Genomic DNA, 23,933 nt, shown 5'->3' with positions numbered 1-23,933 from the left:
GTATTTTTAAAAGGCGTGGTGTCATGCGTCGGAAAAGTCGGCCCACTGCCACGCATCGGGCGTAGCCAGCAACGCATCGACCAGCCGGAAATTCATCTCGTGGCTCGGCCGCAGCGCGCTCACGCGCGCGAGCAGCGGCGCGCCGGCCAGTGCGAGATCGCCGACGAGATCGAGCACGCGGTGCCTGACGAATTCCTCCGGCAACCGCATCCCGCCCAGCACGCGATTGCCGACGATCGACGCGGTGCACGACGGCCGCGCGCCGCGCAGGATCGGCACGCCGCGCAAATAGCCGGCGACGATCGCCGGCACGGCCCACTTCACGCGCCCGTACGAGCGCGACGGCGCGATGTCGGTCGCGAATGCGGCCGGCGTCAGCGCGCCGTCCCAGTGCATGTCGCCGAAGCCGCGCAGGTCGTTGCGCACGCTCAGTTCGTAACGCGGCGCCGGCTCGATCCGCATCTCGCGCCGCTGGTCGCCGTCGCCGTCCGTGACGACGATCGGTCGCAGCACGCGAATGAAGCGTTTCGGCGCATCGAGCGCGACGCGGCCGCATGCGCGGATCGCGTCGACCCACGGCGTGGCGCTGCCGTCGAGGATCGGCACCTCTTCCGCGTCGAGCTCGACGATCGCGTGATCGATCTCGCACGCGAGCAGCGACGCGAGCAGGTGCTCGATCGTGCGCACGCCGATGCCGTCGGCATTGCGCAGCATCGTGCAGAGCGGCTGCGCGCGGCGCAGCGCTGGGTCGACGGGCAGCGTCGCGAGCGTGCGCCCGTGCTCGACCCGACGGAACACGATGCCCGTCACGCCGTCCTTCGGACACGCGGGCAGAATCCGGACGCCGACCCGGCGCCCCGTATGCAAGCCATGCCCGTCGATCGTCAGCGGACGCGCCAGCGTGCCCTGTCGCGTCGCCCAGCCGGTCGGCGCGTTCACCGCGCCACCTCCAGCGACGGCGATACCTGCTCGGCAACCGGCGCCGGCTGCGCATCGAGCATCGCGCGCGCTTCGCCGTCGATCGCATGCTTCGCGGCGAGTGCCGCGACGGCCTCCTGCGCGGCATCGGCCGCCGACGCGGCATCGCAGCCGGCATCCGCCGACGCGCCGATCGAATCGACGATGCGACCGGCCAGCGTCGTCACCGACGCGCCTTCCGCGATCGCCATCACCGACAGCTTGACCTCGAACGCTTCCTCGACCGCAAGGCCGAGCTCCATCCCCATCAGCGAATCCATGCCCATGTCGAGCACCGACTTGTCGAGCGCGATGCGATCGGGCGTCATGTGCAGAATCCGCGCGATCTGCGCCTGCAGCGTCCGCGCCACCAGCGCGATGGCTTCGTCGCGCGGCAGGGCCAGCACTTCTTCACGCAGTTGCGTACCGCCGTCGCGCGCATCGCCACCCTTCGCCTGCGATTGCAGCAGCGCATACCGGCGCGCCTTCGCGGCCGGCATCCCGCGTGCCACCGCATGCCAGTCGAGCCGCACCACCGCTTCGCCGGCCGCACCCGCCACCAGCACGCGCTCGAGCGCGGCCATCGCTTCGTCGGACGTGATCGACGCACCGCCGATCCGCGACTGCAACGCTTCGCGCGTATCGGCGTTGCGTGCGAGGAAGCCGACATCCTCGAGCGGCCCCCAGGCCATGAACGTGCCGGGCAAGCCTGCCGCGCGGCGATGTTCGACCAGTGCCTCGAGGAAGGCGTTGGCCGCGACGTAGTTCGATTGCCCCGGATTGCCGAGATAGGTGGTCGCCGACGAATAGACGACGAACAGGTCGAGCGGCAGCCCGCGCGTCGCGCGATGCAGGTTCCATGCGCCAGCGACCTTCGGCGCGAGCACCGCGGTCATCCGCGCATCGTCGAGATTGCGCACGAGACCGTCGTCGATCGACATCGCGGAATGCAGCACGCCCTTCAGCGGATGGGCACGCCGGACGATCGCGGCAACCATCGCATCGACTGCCACCGCATCGGTCACATCGCACGACACGACGTCGACGATGACGCCGAGCGTGTCGCGCCAGCGCACCACTTCCTCGCGCGCCGCGGCGGCGAGTTCGCCGGAACGGCTCGCCAGCGTCAGCCGACGTGCGCCGTGCTCGACCATCCAGCGCGCGCTCGCGAAGCCCAGGCCGCCCGTGCCGCCGACCACCAGGTAAGCGCCGTGCGGATCGAGCCCGAGCGACGCCGCGCGCGCGACGCCGCGCGTCGGCGCGGGCGTGCCGGACGGATAGGTCACGAGCACCTTGCCGATCTGGCGCGCCTGCTGCATGTAGCGGAACGCATCCTCGGCCCGCTCGGCCGGGAACGCGCGGTACGGCAGCGGATGCAGCACGCCTGCCGCGAACAGCGCCATCACGTCGCCGAACAGCCGTGCGGTCAGTTCCGGCAGCGCACCCATCAACTGGTCGGCGTCGATGCCGAAATAACTGATGTTGTTGCGGAACGGCCGCAGCCCGATGTGACTGTTTTCGTAGAAATCGCGCTTGCCGAGTTCGAGGAAACGGCCGAACGGACGCAGTGTATCGATGCTGCGCACCATCGCCTCGCCTGCGAGCGAATTCAGCACGATGTCGATGCCCTCGCCGCCCGTCATCGCGCGAATCTCGTCCGCGAACGCCAGACTGCGCGAGTCGAGCACGTGATCGGCGCCGAGCAAGCGCACGAACTCGCGCTTCTCGTCGCTGCCGGCGGTCGCGAACACTTCCGCGCCGAAGTGGCGCGCGAGCTGGATCGCGGCGATCCCGACCCCGCCCGCGCCGCCATGCACCAGCACGCGCTCGCCGCGGCGCAGCCGCGCGAGTTCGACGAGCGCGTAGTACGCGGTGAAGAACGTGGTCGGCACGGTCGCCGCTTCCTCGAACGACAGGCGCTGGGGTTTCTGCGCGATGGCCTGCGCGCGTGTCCTGACACGCGTCGCGAACGACGCCGGCGCGAAACCGAGCACCGCATCGCCCGGTGCGAATGCCGTCACCGCGCGGCCTACGCGGACGACGCGGCCGGACAGCTCCATGCCGATCGTCGCGCCCGCGAAGCCGGTCTCCACCGCTTCATCGGACAGGAGCCCCATCGCGTACATCACGTCGCGGAAATTCAGGCCGGTGGCAACCGGCTCGATTTCCACCTCGTCGTCGCCCAGCGCGCTTTCCGGCAGCGCGAACCATTCGAGATTGCGCAACGAGCCCGGTGCGTCGAACGCCAGCACCGACGCGCGTGCAAGCGCGCCGTCGCTGCGCGCCGCGGCCTGTGCGGCCGTCAGCATGCGCGGCACCAGCCGCCCGTGCGCGCTCAACACGACTTCTTCCTCGACCGCCGCGCCGGTCAGCTCGCGAATCAGCGCATCGGGAATCCCGTCCGCCGTGCGATCGACGTCGATCAAACGGCATGCGAGTTCGGGATGCTCGTTCGCCAGCACGCGACCGAGGCCCCACAGCGTCGCCTGTTCCGGATGCGCATGCGCGGCTCCGGCGAACGGCGCGCCGCCGCGCGTGACGACGGTCAGCCGCGTGCGTGCGTTCGGTTGCGCGCCGAGCGCGCGCACGAGCGCCGCCAGCGCGATCACGCCGTGACGCAGCGCGGCCATCAGGTCGTCTCCCGTCGTCGTGTCGGCAAGCGGCGTTTCCGGCGCGCAGAACACGACATGCGCCGGCTGCCCCGCCGGCAACGACGCAATGGCATCGCCCGCATGCGCGAGGTCGACGATATCGGCCGGGTAGCCCGCGTGCGCGAGCGCGTCGGCCAGTTGCCCGCCGAAACCGCCGGCCGCGTCTGGTGCGTGCATCACGAGCCATTGTTCGCTGCGGGCGAGCGTATCGAGATCGCTCGCGTCGCTGCCGCGTTGCGCGGCCGCGGCGCTTGCCGGGTTGCGTGCGATGACGAACGTCGGCGTGCCGTCCAGATCGAGCGACTGCTCGACATGCCGCACGACGTCGACGTAGCCCGCGCGCGCCAGCGTCGCCTCGAGATCCGCCGGCGCCAGCGGCGCGGGCAGGTCGACGCCCGTCGACGCAGGCTGCGCGCCGAACACGATGTCGGAGAAGCGGCCGCGACGCGGCTCGGCCAGCAGCAGCAAGCCGCCCGGCGCCAACCACGAGCGCATCGCGTTCAGTGCATCGGCCGCATCGGGACGGCCGCTCAGCGCGCGGTTCGCGACGATCAGGTCGTACGGCCCGGCTTCGTCGGCGGACAGCGACAACCGTTCGCCCGGCTGCAATGCCACCGTGCGCACTGCGGCTTCCGCATCCGTATCGAACCCGGCCAGCTGGCCGGCCGTCGCGGCGATCGTGTGATCGCAGCGCGCGGCGGCGAGATGCATGCCGAGCGTTTGCAGCACGTCACCGTCCGTCGCGCCCAGTTCGAGCACGCGCAGCCGGCGCGCCGGCTGCCACGCATCGACCGCCTGCTCGACGCCGGCCGCCAGCAGCGCATGCACGTGCTGCCAGGTCGGCGATGCGGCAAGCAACTGCTCGACCAGGCTGTGCCCGGTCGGCGACAGCCAGCGTGCGCCGTCCTTCGCGCCGCTCAGCACGTCGGGCAGCGCCGCGCCGCAATGCGCGAGCAGCGTCAGTTCGGCCACGTGCCCCGGCGATTCGGCCAGCAGCCCGCGCCACAGATCGTCGAGCGGCGGCAGCGCCGCGCACGCCGCGTCGTCGCGGACGAGACGCGCGCCGTCACGCGCGGCCAGCCCGTCCTCGACGAGCATGTCGGCCAGGCGTGTAGCGAGCGCCGCGCGCTCCGGTGCGGGCTGCCACGTGCCGGCGAATACGCCGAGCGCATCGAACGCGCGCAGCACGTACAGGCTGGCCAGCACGTCGAGCAGCGGCAGGATCTCGGTCAAATGCTGCGTCCGACGGCCGTCGAGCTCCGCGGCGTCGACGCGCGCGACCGCTTGCGCGAGCAGCGCGTCGGGTGCCGGCAACGCGGCCGCGTCGACGTCGTTCGGCAACGGCATCTCTTCGAGGCGGTAGACGAAACGCGAAGGCAGATTCTGCCGGCGGCCGACGAGGTCCACGCGCCGGAACCGGCAGCCGCCGAGCCGCGCGACGATCGCGCCCTGCGCGTCGAGGAATTCGAACTGCGCGACGATCGAATGCGGGCTGCGCCGGTCGACCCGGGCGAGCACGCGGGCGACCGCGTCGCCGCGCAAATAGTCGACCCGGCCGATCTGCACCGGCACGTAGGCCGGATGCTCGCCATCACGCGCCTGCGCCGCCAGCAGCGCGAACAGCGGATGAAACCCGCTGTCCATCAACGCCGGATGCAGCAGATACGCGGATAGCGCCCGCGCATCGCCGCACGCGGCCGGCGCGGCGACGTCGGCCAGCGCGGCGTCCTCGGCCGCGGCGACCCGCACGGTGCGAACCCAGCGGAACGCCGGCCCGTAGTGGAGGCCGATGGCTGCCGTGTTCGCATACAGCGTGTCGCCGTCGGCGGCCGGCAGCGCGAGCAGGCGTTCAAGCGTCGCGGCCGGCACGATGCTCGCGGCGCCGAGCGCGTTGCCGCTTTCGAGCATCCGTCCCGTCACGTTCAGCGTCCATGCGCCGTCAGACATCCGGTCGCGCGTCTCGATCGTAAACGTCGCGGTGCGCGGCTCGATCACGAGCCGGAACAGCTTCGCCTGCTGCGGCTGGAACACGACCGGCGTGCGGATCTCGACGTTTTCGAGCGCCGCATCCGGCGTATCGAAGAAGGTGCGCGCCGCGGCGAGCGCCATTTCCACGTAGCCGGCCCCGGGAACGCCACGCCGCCGTCGACGACGTGATCGGCCAGCATCGGCAGCTTCGCCGGATCGAGCTGGTTTTCCCAGCCGAATGCATGTTCGTGCAGCCGATAGCCGAGCAGCGGATGCTCGCGGCGCCGATTGACGAGACCGTAGCCTTCGACGGTCGGCGTGAGCCAGAAACGGTCGCGCTGCCACGGATACGACGGCAATGCCGCACGCGATTCGCCCGGCGCAAAGCGGTCGGGATCGACGCTCGCGCCGTGCGCGATCGCCGCGAGAATCGCTTGCCGCAGCGTCGCCGCGCTGCCGTGATCGCGCTTGAGCGTCGGCAGCACCGCGCCGGTCACGCCGGCGGCCGTCAACGCCTGCTTCACGTACGTGCGCAGGATCGAATGCGGCGAGACTTCGATGAACAGCCTGACGCCCTGCTCGATCAGATACGCGATGCCGTCGCCGAAGCGCACCGGTTCGCGGATATTGCGCCACCAGTAGCGCGCATCGAGTGCGTTGCCCGCGAGCGCGCCGCCGGTCACCGTCGACACGAACCTGCCGTTGCCCGGCTGGGGCCGCAGGCTGGCCAGCTCGGCCAGCACGACCGGCTCGATGCGGTCCATGTGGCTGCTGTGGAACGCATAGTCGAGATCGAGCATCTGGAAGAACTTGCCGCTGCCGCGCAGCGCTGCCTCCAGCGCCTGCAAGCCCTGCAGCTCGCCGGCGAGCGTCACCGCATCGGGACTGTTGATGCCGGCCACCTCGACCCGGCGCGCAAGCCCATGGCGCGCGATCAGCTCGCGCGCGGCTGCCTCGCCGATGCCGACGGCCGCCATCCGGCCGCTGCCGCGCGTCATCGCCTGCGCGCGGCTGCGGATCTTGATCACGCGCACCGCGTCGGCGAGCGACAGCGCGCCCGTCACCCACGCCGCGGCGATTTCACCGACGCTGTGGCCGATCGCCGCGTCGTAACGCATGCCTCGCGCGTCGATCACGCGAATCATGCCGACCTGGATCGCGAACAGCAGCGGCTGCGCGTTCTCGGTCGCGGCGAGCCATTCGGCACCCGCGCCGGCCAGCCATGTCGTGCCCGGGCCGCCGCGCATCACGTCGACGAGCGGCGGGCTGCCGTCCGCGCGCCATAGTGCGTCGACTTCGTCGAGCGCCGCCCGGAAAACCGCGTTCTCCGCATAGAGTTCGTTGCCCATTCCGACCCACTGGCAACCGTTGCCCGAGAACACGAGCGCGGTACGCAATGCGTCGGCGGGCGCCTGGCCGGCCGCCACGCAGGCCGGCAGCCCGTCCTGTGCCGGCTGGGCCAGTGCCGCAAGCGCCGCACGGCCTTCGGCCACGTCGGCCGGCGCGACGATCGCGCGATGCTCGAGCCACTGGCGCCGACGCGCGGCGGCCGCGGCAAGCGCCTGCCAGTCGCCGCCGTCGTCGAGCATGGCCAGATAGCGGCCCGCGAGTGCCGCGAGCGCATTCGCACTGCGCGCGGTCAGCGCGAGCGGGGACGGTTGCGCTCGAGTCGGCTCGGGCGCTGCTGGCGACACGTCGTTTGCGACCGGCGCCTCGGTCAGCACGACGTGGGCGTTCGTTCCGCCGAAGCCGAACGAGTTGACGCCGACCGTCAGCGGCGCGTCGCCCGCGTCGAGCGGCATGTAGCGATCGACGACGCGCAAACGCCCGCCGTCGAAATCGATCCCGGGATTGGGCGTGACGAAGTGCAGCGAGCGCGGCACCGCGCGATGCTTGAGGCACAGCACGGCCTTCAGCAGGCCGGCCATGCCGGATGCCGTTTCGAGGTGGCCGATGTTGGTCTTCACCGAACCGATCAGCAGCGGACGATCGGCCGGGCGCTCGCCCGACACGACGTCGATCAGCGCACGCGCCTCGATCGGATCGCCGACCGCCGTGCCGGTGCCGTGCGCCTCGAGATAGGCGAGCGACCGCGGATCGATGCCGGCGCGCGCGTACACGCTGCGCAGCAGCGAAGCCTGCGCGGCCGCGCCCGGCACGCTGATCCCGCCCGGCGAGTGGCCGACCGAGTTCACGCCGGAACCGGCGATCACCGCATGGATCGTATCGCCGTCGGCCAGCGCGCGATCGAGCGGCTTGAGCAGCACGAACGCGCCGCCTTCCGAGCGCACGTAGCCGTCGCCGGTCGCGTCGAATGCGCGGCAACGACCGCGCGGCGACAGCATCGACGCCTTCGAGAAGCTGACGAAGCCGAACGGGTGCAGCAGCAGGTTGACGCCGCCCGCGAGCGCCACGTCGGCCTCGCCGGACTGCAGTGCCTTGACGGCCTGATGGAGAGCGACGAGCGACGACGAACAGGCGGTATCGACCGTCATGCTCGGGCCGTGCAGGTCGAACAGGTAGGACACGCGGTTCGACGCGATGCTCAGCGTATTGCCGGTCGCCGAATACGGATCGATCACGTTCAGATCGTCCATGTTGCGGTTGCCGTAATCCATGCTGGCCGCGCCGACGAAGACGCCGCAGTTGCTGCCGCGCATGTCGGCCGGGCGCACGCCGGCGTCTTCGAATGCTTCCCACGCGAGCTCGAGCAGCAGGCGCTGCTGAGGGTCCATCTGGGCCGCTTCGCGCGGCGAAATGCCGAAGAACGCGGCGTCGAAGCCGGCGACGTTGTCGAGCACGCCGGCCGCGAACGTATAGCTCTTGCCCGGTTCGCGTTTGGACGGGTGCTGGTAGAAATCGGTACCGAAGCGGTCAGCGGGGATTTCGGTCACTGCGTCGCGTTCGTCGCGCAGCAGTTGCCAGAAGTCGCCAAGATTGTTCGCGCTCCCGGGAAACCGACAAGCCACCCCAATTATTGCAATCTTACTATTCATCTTTTATGTCGCTTTCTCGGATGCGTGCGGTTGTTCCGCGCGATGTCCGTCATCTTGTACCACATGCAAAAGTACCGAACCGAGCTCTTCGGCCGCCAGATTCCGGCATTCGGGCGTGTCCGTGCCGTAATTTCGCCAAATGAAGTAGTCGCTGGTTTGCGGAGAAACGCCCAGCTTATCGAATACGTGAGGCAGAGCGGGAACGTGATCGCCGTAAAAACAAACGACTGTTTCACGATCGCTGGTGCGCAAATGGTCGAGCAGGCGCCCAATCATTGCGTCTGCATTTTCAATGTGTCGCAGGTAGGCTGTCAGGTCGCGCCAGGACGGGTCTTCGCCAAGAGTATGCCGCGAAGACGATTCTCCAGGCAAAACCTGTTCGAGGTGCAGCGGGCCGTGGTTTTCCATTGTCATCGCGAAAATGAAGCGCGGATGGTCGTCGCCCGCCGCTTCGAGTTCGGCGATGATCGATTCGGATACCGCGGCGTCCGCCACGTACGGGCCGGCACGGGACGCCGATGCAAAATCGCGGATATCAAGAAAGCGCGTAAAACCCAGCAGCGGAAATACCCGGTCCCGCCCGAAGAAATCGGCGTAATACGGATGAATCGCGACTGTATCGTAGCCGCAACGGTTAAACCAAGAGGCAAGCGACGCGATTTTATTTCTTACAAATACGTAAGGATAAAAGCGCGCATATCCAAGCGAAAAAGATTCCATGCCGGTCAGCACCGCGAATTCCGTTCGCATGGTGTTGGCGCCCCATGCCGGCACCGTCATCTCGCCATGCCAGATGGCCTCGCGGCGCGCTTCGTCGAAGCGCGCGAAAAGCCTCGGCTCGACCGCGCGACCGAGCCGGCGCGCATCGAAAAACGATTCGCTCTGGATCAGGATCACGTCCGGGCGCCGATGCGACTTGCCGGTTGCGAACGGCCCCGCCGCCACGACCTCGCGAAATTTCCGGAACGTCGCGGGGCGCAGCCCGTTGAGCAGATAAGCCACGAACACGGCAAAAAAGCCGTGGCGACGCTGGTCGGCATCGGGATCGAGCGTCAACGGCAAACGCGCCGCGATGGGCACCGCGAGCACGAGCGGCAACGCTACCGCGAACCACGCGATCACGACGCCCCCCGATGCACCGGTCGCTCGACGACGAAACCCGCGATCACGAGCAGAATGCCGACGCCGATCGCGACGACCTTGCCGACGCTGAGGAATGGCAAATAAAGACGGGGATGCGAAAACAACTGGCTGAACAGGCTCAGATCGGTAAATACGAACGGCTCGCGCAACGACTCGTACTTCGCGTTGCTGACTGCGGCGACGAGACCGACGAGCGCAAGCGACGCGCAGGCCGAAAACAGCGGCCGGCAGGTGGCGGCGAACACGAGGTCGAATACGAAGAGTACGGCAACAATATGAAGCACTGACGACAGCAGCGGGCGCCGCAGCGGCGCGCGCGGGACGGCGATCGCATCGACCGCAAACGACACCGCAATGGTGGCCGTCAGCGTCACGGCAAGACGCGCGCTCAATTGACCCGGTCCTTCGACGGAAGATAGGACAGGCGGTCGAGGATCGCGTCGGCCAGCGTCGCGGGCAGCAGCGGCAGGAGGCGCATGCCGAATGCGAGCAACCCGGGGAACGCGATCTCGCTTCGGCCTGCGTCGAGCCGCCGGCGGATGTACTCGGCCGAACGCTCGGCACTCCAGAGGAACGGCTTGTCGCCGGGGAACACGTCGCTCATCGCCGTCTTCACGAAGCCGGGCAGGATGATCGTGACGCCCACGCCGTCGCGCGCCAGCAACGGGCGCACGGAATCGCCGTAGGCCTTGATCGCGGCCTTGCTCGCGCAATAGGCTGGCGAGATCGCCATGCCGCGCAGTGCGGCGATCGAACTGACCATCGCGATACGGCCGCGCCTGCGCTCCCGCATCCGGCCGATAACCGGCAAGACCGTATGCAATGCGCCGTAGAGATTCGTGTCGATGACGCGAGCCGTGCGTTCCAGGTCTTCCCAGTCGCTCGCATCGGCGATCGTACTGGCCACACCGGCGTTCGCGATCAGCAGGTCGATCGGGTGGAGGGTGTCGAAGTCGGTTAGCCAGGCGGCAGTCGACGCGGCATCGCGCACGTCTATGACACCCGTTTCGACCATGGCGCCGTGCGCGCGGCAAGTCGCCGCCGTTTTCTCGACCTCCGAGAAATTGCGGCCGACGATCCCCAGCGTCGTGCCGGGCTGTGCATAGGCAAGCGCAAGCGCGCGGCCGAGACCGGCACTCGCGCCGGTGATAACGATGTTTCGCGGCAGTTGATCAGGCATCCGCGCGGTCCAGGCGCTCGACCGCCCCCGCGACCGCCATCTCGATGCCGGTTCGGGTGTAGAAATCGCCGTTGATTTGCGTGTGATGCATCACGTAGTCCAGGAAGGCGTGATAGAGATACATGTCCGGCAGTTCGCCGCCATACCAGAAATCGTCGAGTTTCCCCTGCCAAGTCAAGCCCGGCATATTATAAATAGCGGTCCCGAGCGCCACTAGCGGGCGCTCGTGGTGCAAAGCCGAAAGCCCGACCGTGCTGTTCACCACGACCACGCCGCGCGCATGCTCGAGCAGTGTCGGCAAGTGACCCGAGTTGATGAAACGGACCCGATCTCCGATACCAGCCTCGCGCGCAATCGACATCGCGAAGCGGTGATATTCGATCATGCCAGTGTCGAGCGGGTGATTCTTGATCAGCAGGGTCGCGTCGTGCGGCGCGTGCCGAGCGAACGAGCGCAGGACGTAGTCAATCGCATCGCGTACCCCTTCGAATGGCGAATGCACGACGATCTGCGCATCGGAGTTCAGCTGAAGCGGGAACAGGTAATACGGCCGGCCGGAGTCGAGCAATTCGCGCACGATGGCTTCGGCCTGGCGGCGATGCTTGCCTTGCAGCAGCGCCCGAACCGCGAGCCCCGTGTACTCGAACACGCCGTTCTTTGGCCGATGGCTGCGATAAAGCGGAAACCGCCACATTAGCAACGCATTGGCGACCCGATACGTGATGTCATGAAACACCCGCTCATACAGGTTGTAGCCGGTCGGCACGCCGGGTTCCGCCGCTGGGATGACATCGCGCAGCCTCGTGTATTCCCTCGGATCCACCGGCATTCGCGAGCGACCGTTCACGCCGTGGCTTTCAAGCGTGATCCAGTGCGGGCGCACGTAGCCCTCTTCAAAGACGTGCACGCGCAGACCGAATTGCTCGGCGACAGGGTGCATGTGCCGATGAACCTCGCGGCAATCACCGAACATCAGGACATCAGTGATGCCTTCCCGGCGAATGACGTCGGAATACCACGTGGAAAGCCCAGAAACCCACCCGGCATAGTTGAGCGTGTTGCGAGTCCGACCGTAGAACCAATCACCGCCACAGAAATTAACGCGATGTGTCGCATGACCCCGCTCGACCAACACATCCGCGAGCCGACTAAAAAATAGCGAAGCCGTGCCTTGCAGCACAAGAAATGAGCGAGGCATGGAAAAGTCAACCGGCGATGTAGCGTGGCCCTCACCGGCCCAATTGTTCTAAATACCGGCGAGATCTGGTATCCCGTCCTCGCCGTTCCCGGGAAGTGCCGAATATAGCACTGCGACTGTGACAAATATAGCCAATTCCAAAAACACTGACCGCGTTGTTGTAGAGATGACATACGATGTCCGAAGATGGCGGGGTCAGCGCCCAGTCGTTATAATCTCGGGCCCCGATGCAAGTTGCGGCCCGAGCCGCTCGTCGCTTCGATAACGGCAGCAGGAGGTCGTGCTCATCGATGCCCCTCTGTCGATCTGCCTCGTACTGCAGATCTACCACACGACAATCAGTCTGGATGGAAATAAGTTGGAAAACGCAACTGGCATCACGACATCATCGTCGGCACGCGTGAAGAAAAGCCTGCTCGAGCGACTACGCGGAATGAATAGGCTCTTCGCGCTCACCGTGGTATTGCCCACCGCCATCGCCACTCTCTATTACGGACTCGTTGCGTCCGATATATACGTATCGGAGTCCCGATTCGTGGTACGCAGCCCGCAACGACAAAGCCAAACTAGTCTTGTCGGCATGCTGCTCCAGGGCACCGGTTTTTCCAAGGCACAGGACGACACCTACCCTGTCATCGACTACATTCAGTCTCGCGATGCGTTGGTCGAGCTAAACCAAGGCAACTACATCGCTGACGCGTATGGCAATCGCGGTGATTTTGTCAGTCGCTTCCACCGGCTTTTCGACGACAGCTTTGAAGCCCTCTGGAAATATTATGGAAGGCACGTTGTCAGCGTTGAATTCGACCCTGCATCGTCAATCACGACGCTCCAGGTACGCGCATACACGGCCAAGGATGCCGCCCAGATCAACGAGAGCTTGCTGGCGCTGAGCGAGCGCCTGATCAACCGCATGAACCAGCGGGCAGCGAACGATACTGTAAGCTTTGCCCAGCAGCAAGTCGACATCGCAGCGGCCAAATCGAAGGACACGGCAGCTTCGCTCGCAGCGTACCGCAACAGCTACGCTGTCTTCGATCCCGAAAGACAATCCGCACTGCAACTTCAGCAGGTCGCCGGGCTGCAAAGCCAGTTGTACGCGGCACAAGCACAATTGCTGCAACTGGAAGCCATTGCACCCAAAAATCCGCAGATTCCGGTTCTCCGTACGAACATCGCAGCCCTGCAGAAGCAGATCGAAGGCACAACAGGCGGCGTGGTGGGAAGCAAAAACTCGCTTTCGGACAAAGCGGCACGCTACGCACGACTTCAGCTCGATGCTCAATTTGCGGAGAAGCAACTTGCATCCGCGCTCACCAATCTCGAGAATGCAAAGGCCGAGGCCGAGAAAAAGCAACTTTACCTGGAACGCCTGGTGCAGCCGAATACGCCAGACGTAGCTATCGAACCCAAGCGCCTGAAGTCGATTTTCGAAATATTTGCACTCGGGATGATTACTTGGGGCGTGTTAAGCCTGTTGCTCGCGGGCGTGCGCGAGCATCACGACTAAGCCGCAGATCGTGCATCACGACACTCCTCTCATCCGATCGTTCCAGATTCAGTTGCGCGTCGTAGGCGCGCTGCTGATGCGTGAAATTCTTACTCGCTACGGACGACACAATATCGGCTTCCTGTGGGTTTTCTTCGAGCCGATGATGTTCACGCTGGGCGTTCTCGGTCTCTGGACGGCAATGAAGGCCACGCACGGCTCCACCTTGCCGATCACGTCATTCGCGATTACCGGATACTCGTCCGTGCTGATCTGGCGCAATTGCGCCAATCGCTGCGCGCTTGCGATCCTGCCCAATCAGGCGCTGCTCTATCATCGCAACGTCCGGTGGAGTTGCCCCTGTAACTCAGGACACGCGGACACCGTTAGGTTGATGACACCGCATTACGCCTGAACTCGCGAGGCGAGCGGTATTTCAGGGCTTTGTGCGGGTGGCGCTCATTGTAGTGTTCAAACGCGATAGCCAGACGCGAGAGCGCTGTTGGTGCGTCAGACTTGTCCATATAGGCGACGTAATTGTCCTTCATGGTCTTCACGAACGATTCCGCCATGCCATTGCTCTGCGGCGAACGGACCGGTGTGGTCAGCGGCTCAAGACCCAGTTCGCGAGCGAAGCTGCGCGTGCGGTGGTCGATGTAGGCCGAGCCGTTGTCCGTCAGCCATTCAATGGGCTGCGCGGCCTGCGTGGTGCCGAAGCGCTGTTCGACGGCGGCCAGCATCACGTCGCGCACCACATCACCGCTATGCCCGCCGGTCGTTGCTGCCCAGCTAATCGCCTCGCGGTCGCAGCAGTCCAGCGCAAACGTCACGCGCAGCGGCGTACCATCGTCGCACCGAAACTCGAAGCCATCGGAGCACCAGCGGGTGTTGCTGCGGTCCACCGCAACGCGACCGTCATGTCGCCGCTTATCTCGCCGCACGCCAGGGCGGCGCAGCAGCAACTGATGCTCCCGCATGACCCGATACACGCGCTTGACGTTGATGCACGGCGCACCGCTCTGCTCCCGACTGCGGCGCAGCAGCGCCCAGACACGGCGGTAGCCGTAGGTGGGAAGGTGCGCCACATGGGCCTGAATCTCCTCGACCAGCCCGGCATCGTTGGTCACGCGGGCACGGCGACCATCGCGCCAGTCGGACGAGCGAGCTCGCTTCACCGCCACGGCAGAGCGCGCCACGCCGAGAACTTCGCAGACCGTCTTCATCGGTCGTCCCCCGGCAGCAAGGGCGAGCGCGCAATCAGGTTTTTTGAACGGCCCCATTCCACGGCTTCTTTCAGGATTTCGACCTCCAGCGTCTTCTTCCCAAGTAGCCGTTGCAGTTCCTTGATTTCCTTGATGGCGGCGGCCAGCTCAGATGCCGGCACAACGGTTTCGCCTGCCTTCACCGCCGCCAGACTGCCTTCCTGGTATTGCTTGCGCCAGCCGAACACTTGGTTGGCGTTGACGCCGTGCCGACGTGCAACGGCCGACACCGACGCTCCCGGCTCCAATGTTTCCTGCACGATGGCGATTTTTTCTTGCGCCGTGCGCCGACGACGGCGCTCCGGCTCGGTCAGAATTTCGATGCTTTCCACGTAATGACTAGGCTTACTGATAGGCACAAGACTATCCCTTATTTTAAGAGAGTCCTCGTGTCCTCAGATACGTGGGGCCGCTCCATCCGGGTAATCGACCTGTTTTTTGCGCGCATCCTTCTTGAAATCGCCGGAGCGACGATGTCGTTTGTCTTTCTCACGACACTCTTCATCATTATCGGTCTAATGCAACCCCCGCAAGATATCTTGCTCGTGCTCGGTGGCTGGATCCATCTCGCACTGTTCGGTGCGGGTCTCGGGTTGGTCGTCGGAGCGCTCAGCGAACGAAGCGAGACCATCGAACGAGTCTGGCACACAATCGCGTACTTGCTGTTCCCGTTGTCTGGAGCCGTATTCATGGTCGATTGGCTGCCGTCCCAGTTCCAAAAGATCGTCCTGCTTTTGCCCACCGTGCACGGAACCGAAATGCTTCGTGGCGGCTATTTCGGTTCACTTGTCAAACCCCACTACGACATCAGCTATATGGTCTGGTTTGATATGAGCCTGCTTCTGGTCGGACTGCTTCTCGTTCGAGATGCCGGTACACGCGTGGAGCCGGAATGATTGATCTCAAAGACATCTGCAAGGACTACCACACCCGGCAAGGCAGACGTCGCGTGCTTGACAAGATTAATCTGCGCGTCCATGCCGGAGAAAAGATTGGCATCCTCGGCAGGAATGGTGCGGGTAAATCCACAATGATCCGCCTGATCAGTGGTGCGGAACTACCCACCGAAGGAAAGATCCGCCGCAACATGAGCGTTTCGTGGCCACTCGCTTTCGGCGGTGCGTTCCAGGGCAGCCTGACCGGCATGGACAATCTGCGCTTCATTTGCCGCGTATATGGTGCCGACGCAAAAGCCGCCGAACCGTTCGTGCAGGAATTCTCGGAACTCGGCTACTACCTGCGTGAACCTGTCAAAAGCTACTCCGCGGGGATGCGGGCCAGGCTTGCATTCGCCATCTCGATGGCAATCGAATTCGAATGCTTTCTGATCGACGAGATCATCGCCGTAGGTGACAGCCGCTTCCATGCGAAATGCCATCATGAGTTGTTCGAACGCCGCCGCGATCGAGCACTCATTATCGTCAGCCACGATGCCGGGTACATCCGGGAACACTGTGACCGGGCTGCCGTGCTGGCACAGGGCAAGTTGCACTCGTTCGACCAGATCGACGATGCGTATGCGTTCTACCAGAACAGTGCAAACTGAACCTCGATGGTAGATCGCGGCCCCGCTCACGCCAGGTACCATACGTTCAGCGCATCAGTCTGGCAGGCCGTCGCGATCTTCGGCATACCTCGCTGGACATTGGCGGCACGTCGCGCCGTCGCTGCAGTTAGACCGACGCACTCCGAAACGGTGAAGCGGCGTCGCCTGCTGGTCGATGTATCGATTCTCGCGAACCACGACGCGGGGACTGGCATACAGCGCGTCGTCCGGTCGCTACTACGGGAACTTGCTATCTCGCCACCGTCCGACCTCGAAGTCGTCCCGGTCAAGGCAACCCGTAAGGACGTCTATCGATATGCAATCGAATGCGCCGCGCGATTCGGCATCGAGCTTCCTCATGCGGCAGAGGCAGAAGTAACGGTTGATGAAGGCGACATGTTCCTGGGCCTCGACCTCTGCAGCAGAATCGCCCCACGTCGACGCAGTCAGTATCTCGACTGGCAAGCTCGCGGCGTCCAGTTTGCGTTCATCGTATACGACCTTCTACCCGCCCTTCATCCAGACTGGTTCACACCGAAGGGACGCAAGTCGTTTCGGCATTGGCTCACGACGATTGCCATACATGCAGACATGCTCGTGTGCATTTCGCAAGCCGTCGCCAGCGATCTCGAGCGCTGGCTGACAGACAAACTGGCGTTAGCCGACGCGGGTCCCACGATCCGCTGGTTCCATCTCGGCGCCGATCTTGCCCCCGAAGAGCACTCCGTCGGCTCCTCCGTGCCAATTAGTATCGCTTGCAGCCGTCCGCCCGATCGCTGGGCACTCATGGTCGGCACAGTAGAGCCTCGCAAAGGGTACGGGGCCGTGCTGGATGCATATGAGATGCTCTGGGCCCAAGATTGCAGCTTTGGATTAGTGGTCGTCGGGCAACAGGGTTGGCATGTCGATGCGCTTGCTGAGCGCTTACGTACCCATCCTGAAGCCGGCAAGCGGCTCTTATGGTTGCCGAACCTCGACGACGCACAGCTGGCGAGCTTGTATCGCACACTCGATGGACTGATCATGGCCTCTGAAGGCGAGGGGTTTGGGCTCCCACTGATCGAGGCGGCGCGCAACCAAATGCCGATCCTCGCTCGCGACTTACCGGTATTCCGTGAGGTCGCCGGCGAACGCGCCACCTACTTCTCGGCGAAAAATCGTCTCGAACTCGCGAACGTGCTCACGCACTGGTTCGAAAGAATGCAAACCGGAGCATTACCTGCCCCTGCGACACCTCTGACCTGGCAAGAAAGCGCCAACCTTCTGAAGAATATAGTCGCGAAGTAGGTCGGATCGGCAAACTGCTCGCCAGATCGCCACGGCAAAATCATTCGCGCCAGGAATGAATGACGGTCCAATGAAAATCAATGGATCAGATTCCAAGCCGGCCGTCGATACCAGAGCAATCGCCAGGAATTAAGAAACATAATAGGATAGCGGCTTGCGACAGAGTTATCCACCACGCGCCTTCTAGGCTGACTCAGAAACTGATACTGATTTCGCATCACGATGAAGAATGTTTGCCTCACTACAGCGGCAGTTGCAGCATGAGCATTACGTCATACGCCCAGAATTTCGAGGACGTCATGCTCTGGCGAGCGCTGGGCTTCGTCGAGAACGGCTTTTATATCGATGTCGGTGCTCAGCATCCGACCATCGATTCGGTAAGCAACGCGTTCTATGAGCACGGATGGAGAGGCGTCCACATCGAGCCTACCGTCGCATACGCAACGCTACTACGACGAGAGCGCCGCGACGAAACGATCCTGCAGGCTGCACTCGCCGCCAAGGCCGGCGTACTGACGCTTTATGAAATTCCGGAAACCGGTCTGTCCACTGCAGACACGGCAATCGCAGAGCGTCATCGCAGCCAGGGCTTCACGGTCGAGCAGATCGACGTCCCATGCCTCACGTTGTCCGATCTTTTCGACCAAATTGGCCAACGCGATATTCACTGGATGAAGATCGACGTTGAAGGGTTCGAACGCCAGGTTCTCGAAGGGTGGACAAATCATCCGGCCCGCCCCTGGATTGTGCTGCTTGAAAGCACGCTCCCACTAACGACCGACGAAGCCCACGGCAGTTGGGAACCCTTAATGCTCCAGCGGGGCTATGAGCCCGTTTACTTCGATGGACTCAACCGCTACTACGTCAGTGCAGCACATCCCGAATTGCGGCAGGCGTTTCGTGCACCTCCTAACGTGTTCGACTCGTTCAATCTTGCGGAAGACACGCCGTTTTGCCGAGCAAGCGGACATCGGCGTGCGATGGAGCACCAGCAAACAATCGCGCGGCTCAAGGACACCGAAGCTCGAAGAGCCTCCGAACTTGCAAGCGCTGCGAGAGAGATCGCAGATCAAGGCATTCGCGCCGCAGAACGTGAAGGGGCGCTATCGCAAGCACTCGACGCAGCCAATGCATCACTCGGAGAACTCAAGACGGCCGAGCGGCATATTCGCGCCGAACTGGAAGACTTGTCACAAACCAAAGAGAGCCAGGCAGCCGTCTTCGCGGCACGTGAACAGGAATTCAATCGTGCACTGAACGATGCACATACTTCGCTTGAGCGACTTCGCCTTGAACGTGATGCCATTGAAGCGCACGCGAAAGCGAATCTGCAGAGGCAAGCTGAAGCTGCGGCCGACCGCGAAACGCGATTCGCCGAGCGCGAGCGCATCCTCGGTCAAACGCTAATTGAACTTCAGCAAACCATCCGGGATCTTGTCGCCGATCAATCGACGTTCAGGCAAAACGCCGCAGACGAACTCCGGCAGGCTATCCAGCACGCCCGCAAGGAACATAATGCGCAACATGAGCAGATTGTTGCTGCCCATGCGACCGAAGTAAAGATGCTCTCTGAAGCGGTCGAGAGAATGACTGCCGATCGCGACGTCCTTACGATGCGCGAACAGGCGCTCCAGGCGCGGTTGACAGCCGCCCAGCAGTCGCTGGATCAGCTCACGGTAGAAATCGACAATACACGGCTCGCCGCGAGAAATGAGCTTGAGCAGTCTTCGCGCGCGGCACGGATCAAAGAACGCGTAGCATCCCGGCGAGAACATGCGCTGCTGCAACGGATTGAGCAATTGCAAACCGAGATCGCGGCACTTGAGGAGCGTCGAATCGCCGATGCCGAAACCAGGAGAGCAGTCGATCTGACCGTTCAGAAAATGAGCGGCGAACTGCTATCCCAACAGCGGCTTGCCGACGAGCTTCGCAAGCAGGCCGCGGTGCTACGCGACGACACGCTGGCGCTTCTCACTCAGTCGAATCAGCGTGAGCGCGAATTCGCTCAGACGCTCAAGGAGGCGCGGCAACACTCGGACGCGCGCATGGCTGCGCTCGTCCAGCGACACGACACAGCTCTCGCCAATATGTCTCACGAATCGCGCTTGCGCAGTGAGCAAACCGAAGGCTTCATCAAACAACTGCTCGACAATCTCCGCCTTGCAGCCGAACGGGAACAACGTCTCCACGACAAACTGACCGAACAGGCAAGCGAGCACAAGGAGATGGAGCATCGCTTGGCCGAGCTCGCCCAGCATTTCGAACGTGAACGCGCTCTCCGAGCGACATTGCATTCGCATCTTCAGATGCAGGTTTCCCAAGCTGGCATCATCGCTGCCGAGATCAACCGTATGCAGCGCAGTCTGATCTGGCGACTCTCAACGCCACTGCGCATCTTGCTGGGGTGGCGCGATCAGTGGTCCCCTTCATCGTACGTGCCGCCGCCCCCTGACCTGGATATCCGGCAGCCTGACGACACAGTGCCTTCTGTCGCCCCCACGGCTACACTGAAGCAACCGGCAAATTCTTTCGGCATGTCGGATTCAAATTCAAATCGAGGGCAAGACCAGCCCGCCCAATTTCGCACAACAACGGCTATGGACACAATCGAGCACGTGGATCAGCTCCTTGACATGCACGATGGCGCTTTTGTACAAGCGGCCTATCGCGCCCTGTTAGGCCGGGAGCCCGACATCGAGGGCTTGCGCTACTACCTCGGAAGACTTCGGCAAGGGTACGAGAAGAGCGATCTGATCGCACAAATTGCGACATCGCCCGAAGCCCGATCCAATGGAAAGCCCGAGTTGCCCGGTGTATCTCTGATACTGGCACGCAAACGCAGCGCCAATCGATGGTACAAGCGCCTTTTTACTGGCGATCGTCGTGCTGCACGTCAAATCAATCGTCTTGAATCAGAACTCGACCGACTCGGACGACAGATCACGCGCCTCGAATCTGAATGCCATTTGCGATTCGATCGCCTTGACCGTGTCAGTGAAACCTTGCAGGCCACGCTTAACGAATACGGTCGCCAGTCAATGCACGCCTTTGACGCTATTCGGCAAATCACTCAAGTGCACGTTTCGGATCGGCACACGTCGTCATCGTCGGCCGCAGTCGCGAGTTCGGACCTTCGACACGTACTCGACGCATCAATCGTCAGTGACCGACAGACATCCGGCGCGCCGATGCCCGAACATCCGGACGACTCCCGGCAGTTGGCGAATATGAGCCTCCCGGCCAAACGAATCTACGCAAATCTCGCACGCGCGATTGATCAATCAAAACAAGACGGGGCAAACTAATGCGCATCGTTATCGATATGCAGGGCGCGCAGACCGGAAGCCGCTTCCGCGGCATCGGTCGCTACACGCTTGCACTCGCAAAGGCCATGGTTCGAAACAAGGGCGAGCATGAAATCGTGCTTGCCCTGAGTGCTTTGTTTCCGGAAACCATCGAACCGATCCGGCACGAATTCTCCGGCTTGCTGCCCGATAGCAACATCAGGGTCTGGAATTCCGCCGGCCCTGTTCGCGAACTCGAATCGGAGAATCGCCTGCGTCGCGAAATTGCAGAACGAGTCCGCGAGGCGTTTCTCGCAGATCTGAAACCTGACGTCGTGTTGATCACCAGTTTGTTCGAAGGGCTCGGCGATGACGCAGTCGGCAGCGTGGGGGTGCTCAACGACAGCATCCCGACGGCGGTTATCCTCTACGACCTCATTCCGCTGACCAATCCTGATGAGCATTTCCGTAACAGCAAGTTGCACCAGACATGGTACAACCGCAAGATTGCTTCGCTGAATCGCAGTCGAAAACTGCTCGCCATTTCCGAAAGTGCGCGTCGCGAAGCACTCGACGCACTCGATTTCGCCGAGCGCGACGTCGTCAACATTTCGGGAGCGTGCGACGAATCATTCCGCATCCTGCCGTTGTCGGACGCCGAACGACGGGAATTCCTTACCTCCATGGGAATTCGCAACTCGTTCGTCATGTACACCGGTGGAGCGGACGAACGGAAAAATCTGCATCGCCTCATTACGGCATATGCAAAGCTCCCGGGACGTATCCGCCAGACACATCAGCTCGTATTCGCGGGCAAGATGCCTGAAGGCAACGTGCAAGAGTACAGACGCACGGCACTCAGCAATGGGCTGAGCGAGAATGAACTGCTGTTCACTGGCTATATAGCGGACGACGATTTGCTGAAGCTGTACAACATGTGCTCGCTATTCGTGTTCCCGTCTCTGCACGAAGGCTTCGGCCTACCTCCTCTTGAGGCAATGGCGTGCGGCGCGCCCGCTATCGCGGCAAATGCCACAAGCCTGCCAGAAGTGATCGGCATGAAGGACGCCTTATTCGATCCGGAATCGGTCGATTCGATCAGCGCCAAGATCAAGCTTGCCTTGAGCGACAAGAAATTCAGGAATCGCCTGATCACCCACGGTAAGGCCCAGTATCGCAAGTTTTCATGGGACGACAGTGCTCGCCGGGCCCTATCCGCCTTGCGGGACTTCTCCCGGAACCATGATGTATCGATTTCGCCGAACCTCAGCGTCGAGAAGACCTCGATCTTCGAAAATCGTCAGCTCAAAATCCTTGCTATCAAGCTTGACCATCTCGGTGATTTCATTCTCGCCATTCCGGCATTTGCCAAGTTGCGTGCGCGATACCCGAACGCGCACATCGAGGTCATTACCGGCGGGTGGAATGCTCCCATTGCGGCCCAGACCGGCCTGTTCGACAAGATTCACACGTATGACTATTTTAAGCGGAAATCGTCGGAGCTTCCGTCCATCACGGAAGAGAAGCTCGATACCCTGCTAAAGTCCCTGCCACGCTATGACATCGCGATCGACCTGCGCCGCCAACGCGACGCCCGCTTCCTACTGGCACGGGTAAAGGCCGGCGTCAAGGTGGGGTATGAAACGACCGATACGGATATTGACGGGAGACTCGATGTCGCCATTCGCACGTTCCCGGACATTCCTTCGCGGGCATCGGTACTGAACAAGACATCGATCTCAAAGCAGATGATCACCGTTGTGGACTCAATCCCCGACGATATCAACGACTACATTTCGCTCCCCGATCTGCGTCGGGGCATTCGTCCCAATTCAGGCCATATCGCCATTTTCCCGAAGGCCGGCAACGACGCGCGTGAATGGGGTGCCCCGAACTATGAATCGCTCGTTCGGCAACTTCTCACGCATTCGCTGCTCAAGCGCATCAACCTGTACTTTGCCAATGCTGCCGAAGCAGATGAATTCGTCTTTCCTGCCGATGACCGGGTCGCAATCCATCTTGGGTTGAATTTCGACGATCTCACTACCTCTCTGTCAGCAAATGCAGTATGCATTGCCAATAATTCCGGTGGGGCGCACCTCGCATCCTACCTCGGCCTTATCGTAATCGGTATCTATTCCGGGCATGAGTTAAGCGCCGAATGGGCACCACAATTTCATCAAAGCTTCGTGATACATCGCGAGGCCCAATGCGCGCCCTGCCACGGTGCCAAACGATCCGACTGCGAATATTCGCTGTTCTGCCTTAACGACATTCAGGTCAGCGACGTCAGCAATCAGGTTGCCGAAGCACTTGAAAATTTCGACACATTCACCGCCGCGCCCAACGAATTGTGCATCTCGCCAGTCGCGATTCAGCGCAGCAGTGTGGCAATCGTCGATGAATTGGTCGCATCTCTTGCTACGCTCATTCCTCCAGGCCAGGACATCGATCTCGCGAATATCGCTACATACATCGCGCACAACCATCCCGACTATGCGCCACCGCCAAGCATCGATTTCATCTATCCGAACAAGCCGGTCGATCACCATTCGATTCTAGTGGATTGGCATGGATTCAGCGACGCGGAGGCGCTGTTCCGCTGGACCAACGGGAGACACTCCGACCTGACCTTCGAATGTGCCGAAACGATGCCGGAATCCGGCGTTCTCACGCTCCTGTTCGATACGCTCGGGGCACAGCGCGTCAAGCTTGCCTTGAACGGCGTATCGGTATTCGAAGGGGTTCAGGAAGGGGTGCATCTCGAGCTACGCCTGCCGGTCAGCAATCTGCGCGTCGGAAAAAATCAGCTTTCAATCGCACTTCCGGACGCCAAGCAACCCGGGAACGGCGACGAACGCTACCTGGCTCTGGCCGTCCGTGGCCTTTGCATCGAAACGACGCATGACGTGATGGCAGCAGCGTAAATTCCGTGCGCCGCCAACTGCTGCTGGCGCCCGCGGCATGATATC

Annotated in this window: 9 protein-coding genes and 4 pseudogenes; 7 read left to right on the top strand and 6 right to left on the bottom strand. The window is 62.9% G+C overall.

Annotation, left to right across the window (positions count from 1 at the left end):
- Window positions 1-21 precede the first annotated feature (21 nt).
- The 5 genes and pseudogenes from SY91_RS06115 to SY91_RS06095 form a co-directional block, all read right to left on the bottom strand.
- The gene (locus SY91_RS06115; RefSeq protein WP_023476310.1) at window positions 22-939 is read right to left on the bottom strand and encodes a UDP-3-O-acyl N-acetylglycosamine deacetylase; all 918 of its coding nucleotides are present in this window, start codon (window positions 937-939) and stop codon (window positions 22-24) included.
- A pseudogene (locus SY91_RS06110) lies at window positions 936-8,572 on the bottom strand (SDR family NAD(P)-dependent oxidoreductase). Before SY91_RS06110 ends, SY91_RS06115 begins: the two are co-directional and overlap by 4 nt.
- 3 nt (window positions 8,573-8,575) lie before the next feature.
- Window positions 8,576-10,107, bottom strand: a pseudogene (locus tag SY91_RS06105) (LTA synthase family protein).
- Window positions 10,104-10,895: an SDR family NAD(P)-dependent oxidoreductase gene (locus tag SY91_RS06100; RefSeq protein ID WP_023476313.1), complete on the bottom strand. Its 792-nt coding sequence runs from the start codon at window positions 10,893-10,895 to the stop codon at window positions 10,104-10,106. The pseudogene SY91_RS06105 and the gene SY91_RS06100 overlap by 4 nt, the downstream one beginning before the upstream one ends.
- The gene (locus SY91_RS06095) at window positions 10,888-12,093 is read right to left on the bottom strand and encodes a capsule biosynthesis protein (RefSeq protein ID WP_043887582.1); all 1,206 of its coding nucleotides are present in this window, start codon (window positions 12,091-12,093) and stop codon (window positions 10,888-10,890) included. The genes SY91_RS06100 and SY91_RS06095 overlap by 8 nt, the downstream gene beginning before the upstream one ends.
- 433 nt (window positions 12,094-12,526) lie before the next feature.
- Between SY91_RS06095 and SY91_RS06090 the strand changes: the two genes are divergently transcribed.
- Both SY91_RS06090 and SY91_RS06085 read left to right on the top strand, forming a co-directional pair.
- Window positions 12,527-13,603, top strand: a complete 1,077-nt coding sequence (locus tag SY91_RS06090; protein ID WP_249209365.1) for a hypothetical protein — start codon at window positions 12,527-12,529, stop codon at window positions 13,601-13,603.
- A gap of 7 nt (window positions 13,604-13,610) precedes the next feature.
- Window positions 13,611-13,931, top strand: a pseudogene (locus tag SY91_RS06085) (capsule polysaccharide export ABC transporter permease); the annotation flags it as partial.
- A 37-nt stretch (window positions 13,932-13,968) separates the two neighbouring features.
- On the opposite strand, the gene SY91_RS06080 reads toward SY91_RS06085, so the two are convergent.
- A protein-coding gene (locus SY91_RS06080; protein WP_166488176.1) for an IS3 family transposase occupies window positions 13,969-15,167 on the bottom strand; the annotation gives its coding sequence in 2 pieces (ribosomal slippage) (window positions 13,969-14,852 and window positions 14,852-15,167; 1,200 coding nt in all).
- A gap of 87 nt (window positions 15,168-15,254) precedes the next feature.
- Here SY91_RS06080 and SY91_RS06075 point away from each other — a divergent pair.
- From SY91_RS06075 to SY91_RS06055, 5 genes and pseudogenes are all read left to right on the top strand, one after another.
- Window positions 15,255-15,740: pseudogene (locus SY91_RS06075) on the top strand (ABC transporter permease); the annotation flags it as partial.
- Complete coding sequence (locus tag SY91_RS06070; protein ID WP_023476318.1) at window positions 15,737-16,390, top strand: ABC transporter ATP-binding protein; 654 nt, start codon at window positions 15,737-15,739, stop codon at window positions 16,388-16,390. The pseudogene SY91_RS06075 and the gene SY91_RS06070, both read left to right, overlap by 4 nt.
- Before the next feature lie 6 nt (window positions 16,391-16,396).
- Entirely contained in the window at window positions 16,397-17,677 is a 1,281-nt protein-coding gene (locus tag SY91_RS06065) for a glycosyltransferase family 4 protein (protein WP_052334988.1), read from the top strand.
- A gap of 260 nt (window positions 17,678-17,937) precedes the next feature.
- Window positions 17,938-20,982, top strand: a complete 3,045-nt coding sequence (locus SY91_RS06060) for an FkbM family methyltransferase (protein WP_124476141.1) — start codon at window positions 17,938-17,940, stop codon at window positions 20,980-20,982.
- The gene (locus SY91_RS06055; RefSeq protein ID WP_023476321.1) at window positions 20,982-23,888 is read left to right on the top strand and encodes a glycosyltransferase; all 2,907 of its coding nucleotides are present in this window, start codon (window positions 20,982-20,984) and stop codon (window positions 23,886-23,888) included. The genes SY91_RS06060 and SY91_RS06055 overlap by 1 nt, the downstream gene beginning before the upstream one ends.
- Window positions 23,889-23,933 lie beyond the last annotated feature (45 nt).

Origin of the sequence: Burkholderia cenocepacia, assembly GCF_014211915.1 — a bacterium.
Taxonomy (GTDB): domain Bacteria; phylum Pseudomonadota; class Gammaproteobacteria; order Burkholderiales; family Burkholderiaceae; genus Burkholderia; species Burkholderia orbicola.
The sequence above is the reverse complement of the archived record's forward strand: the minus strand, read 5'-3'. Positions and strand labels throughout refer to the sequence as shown.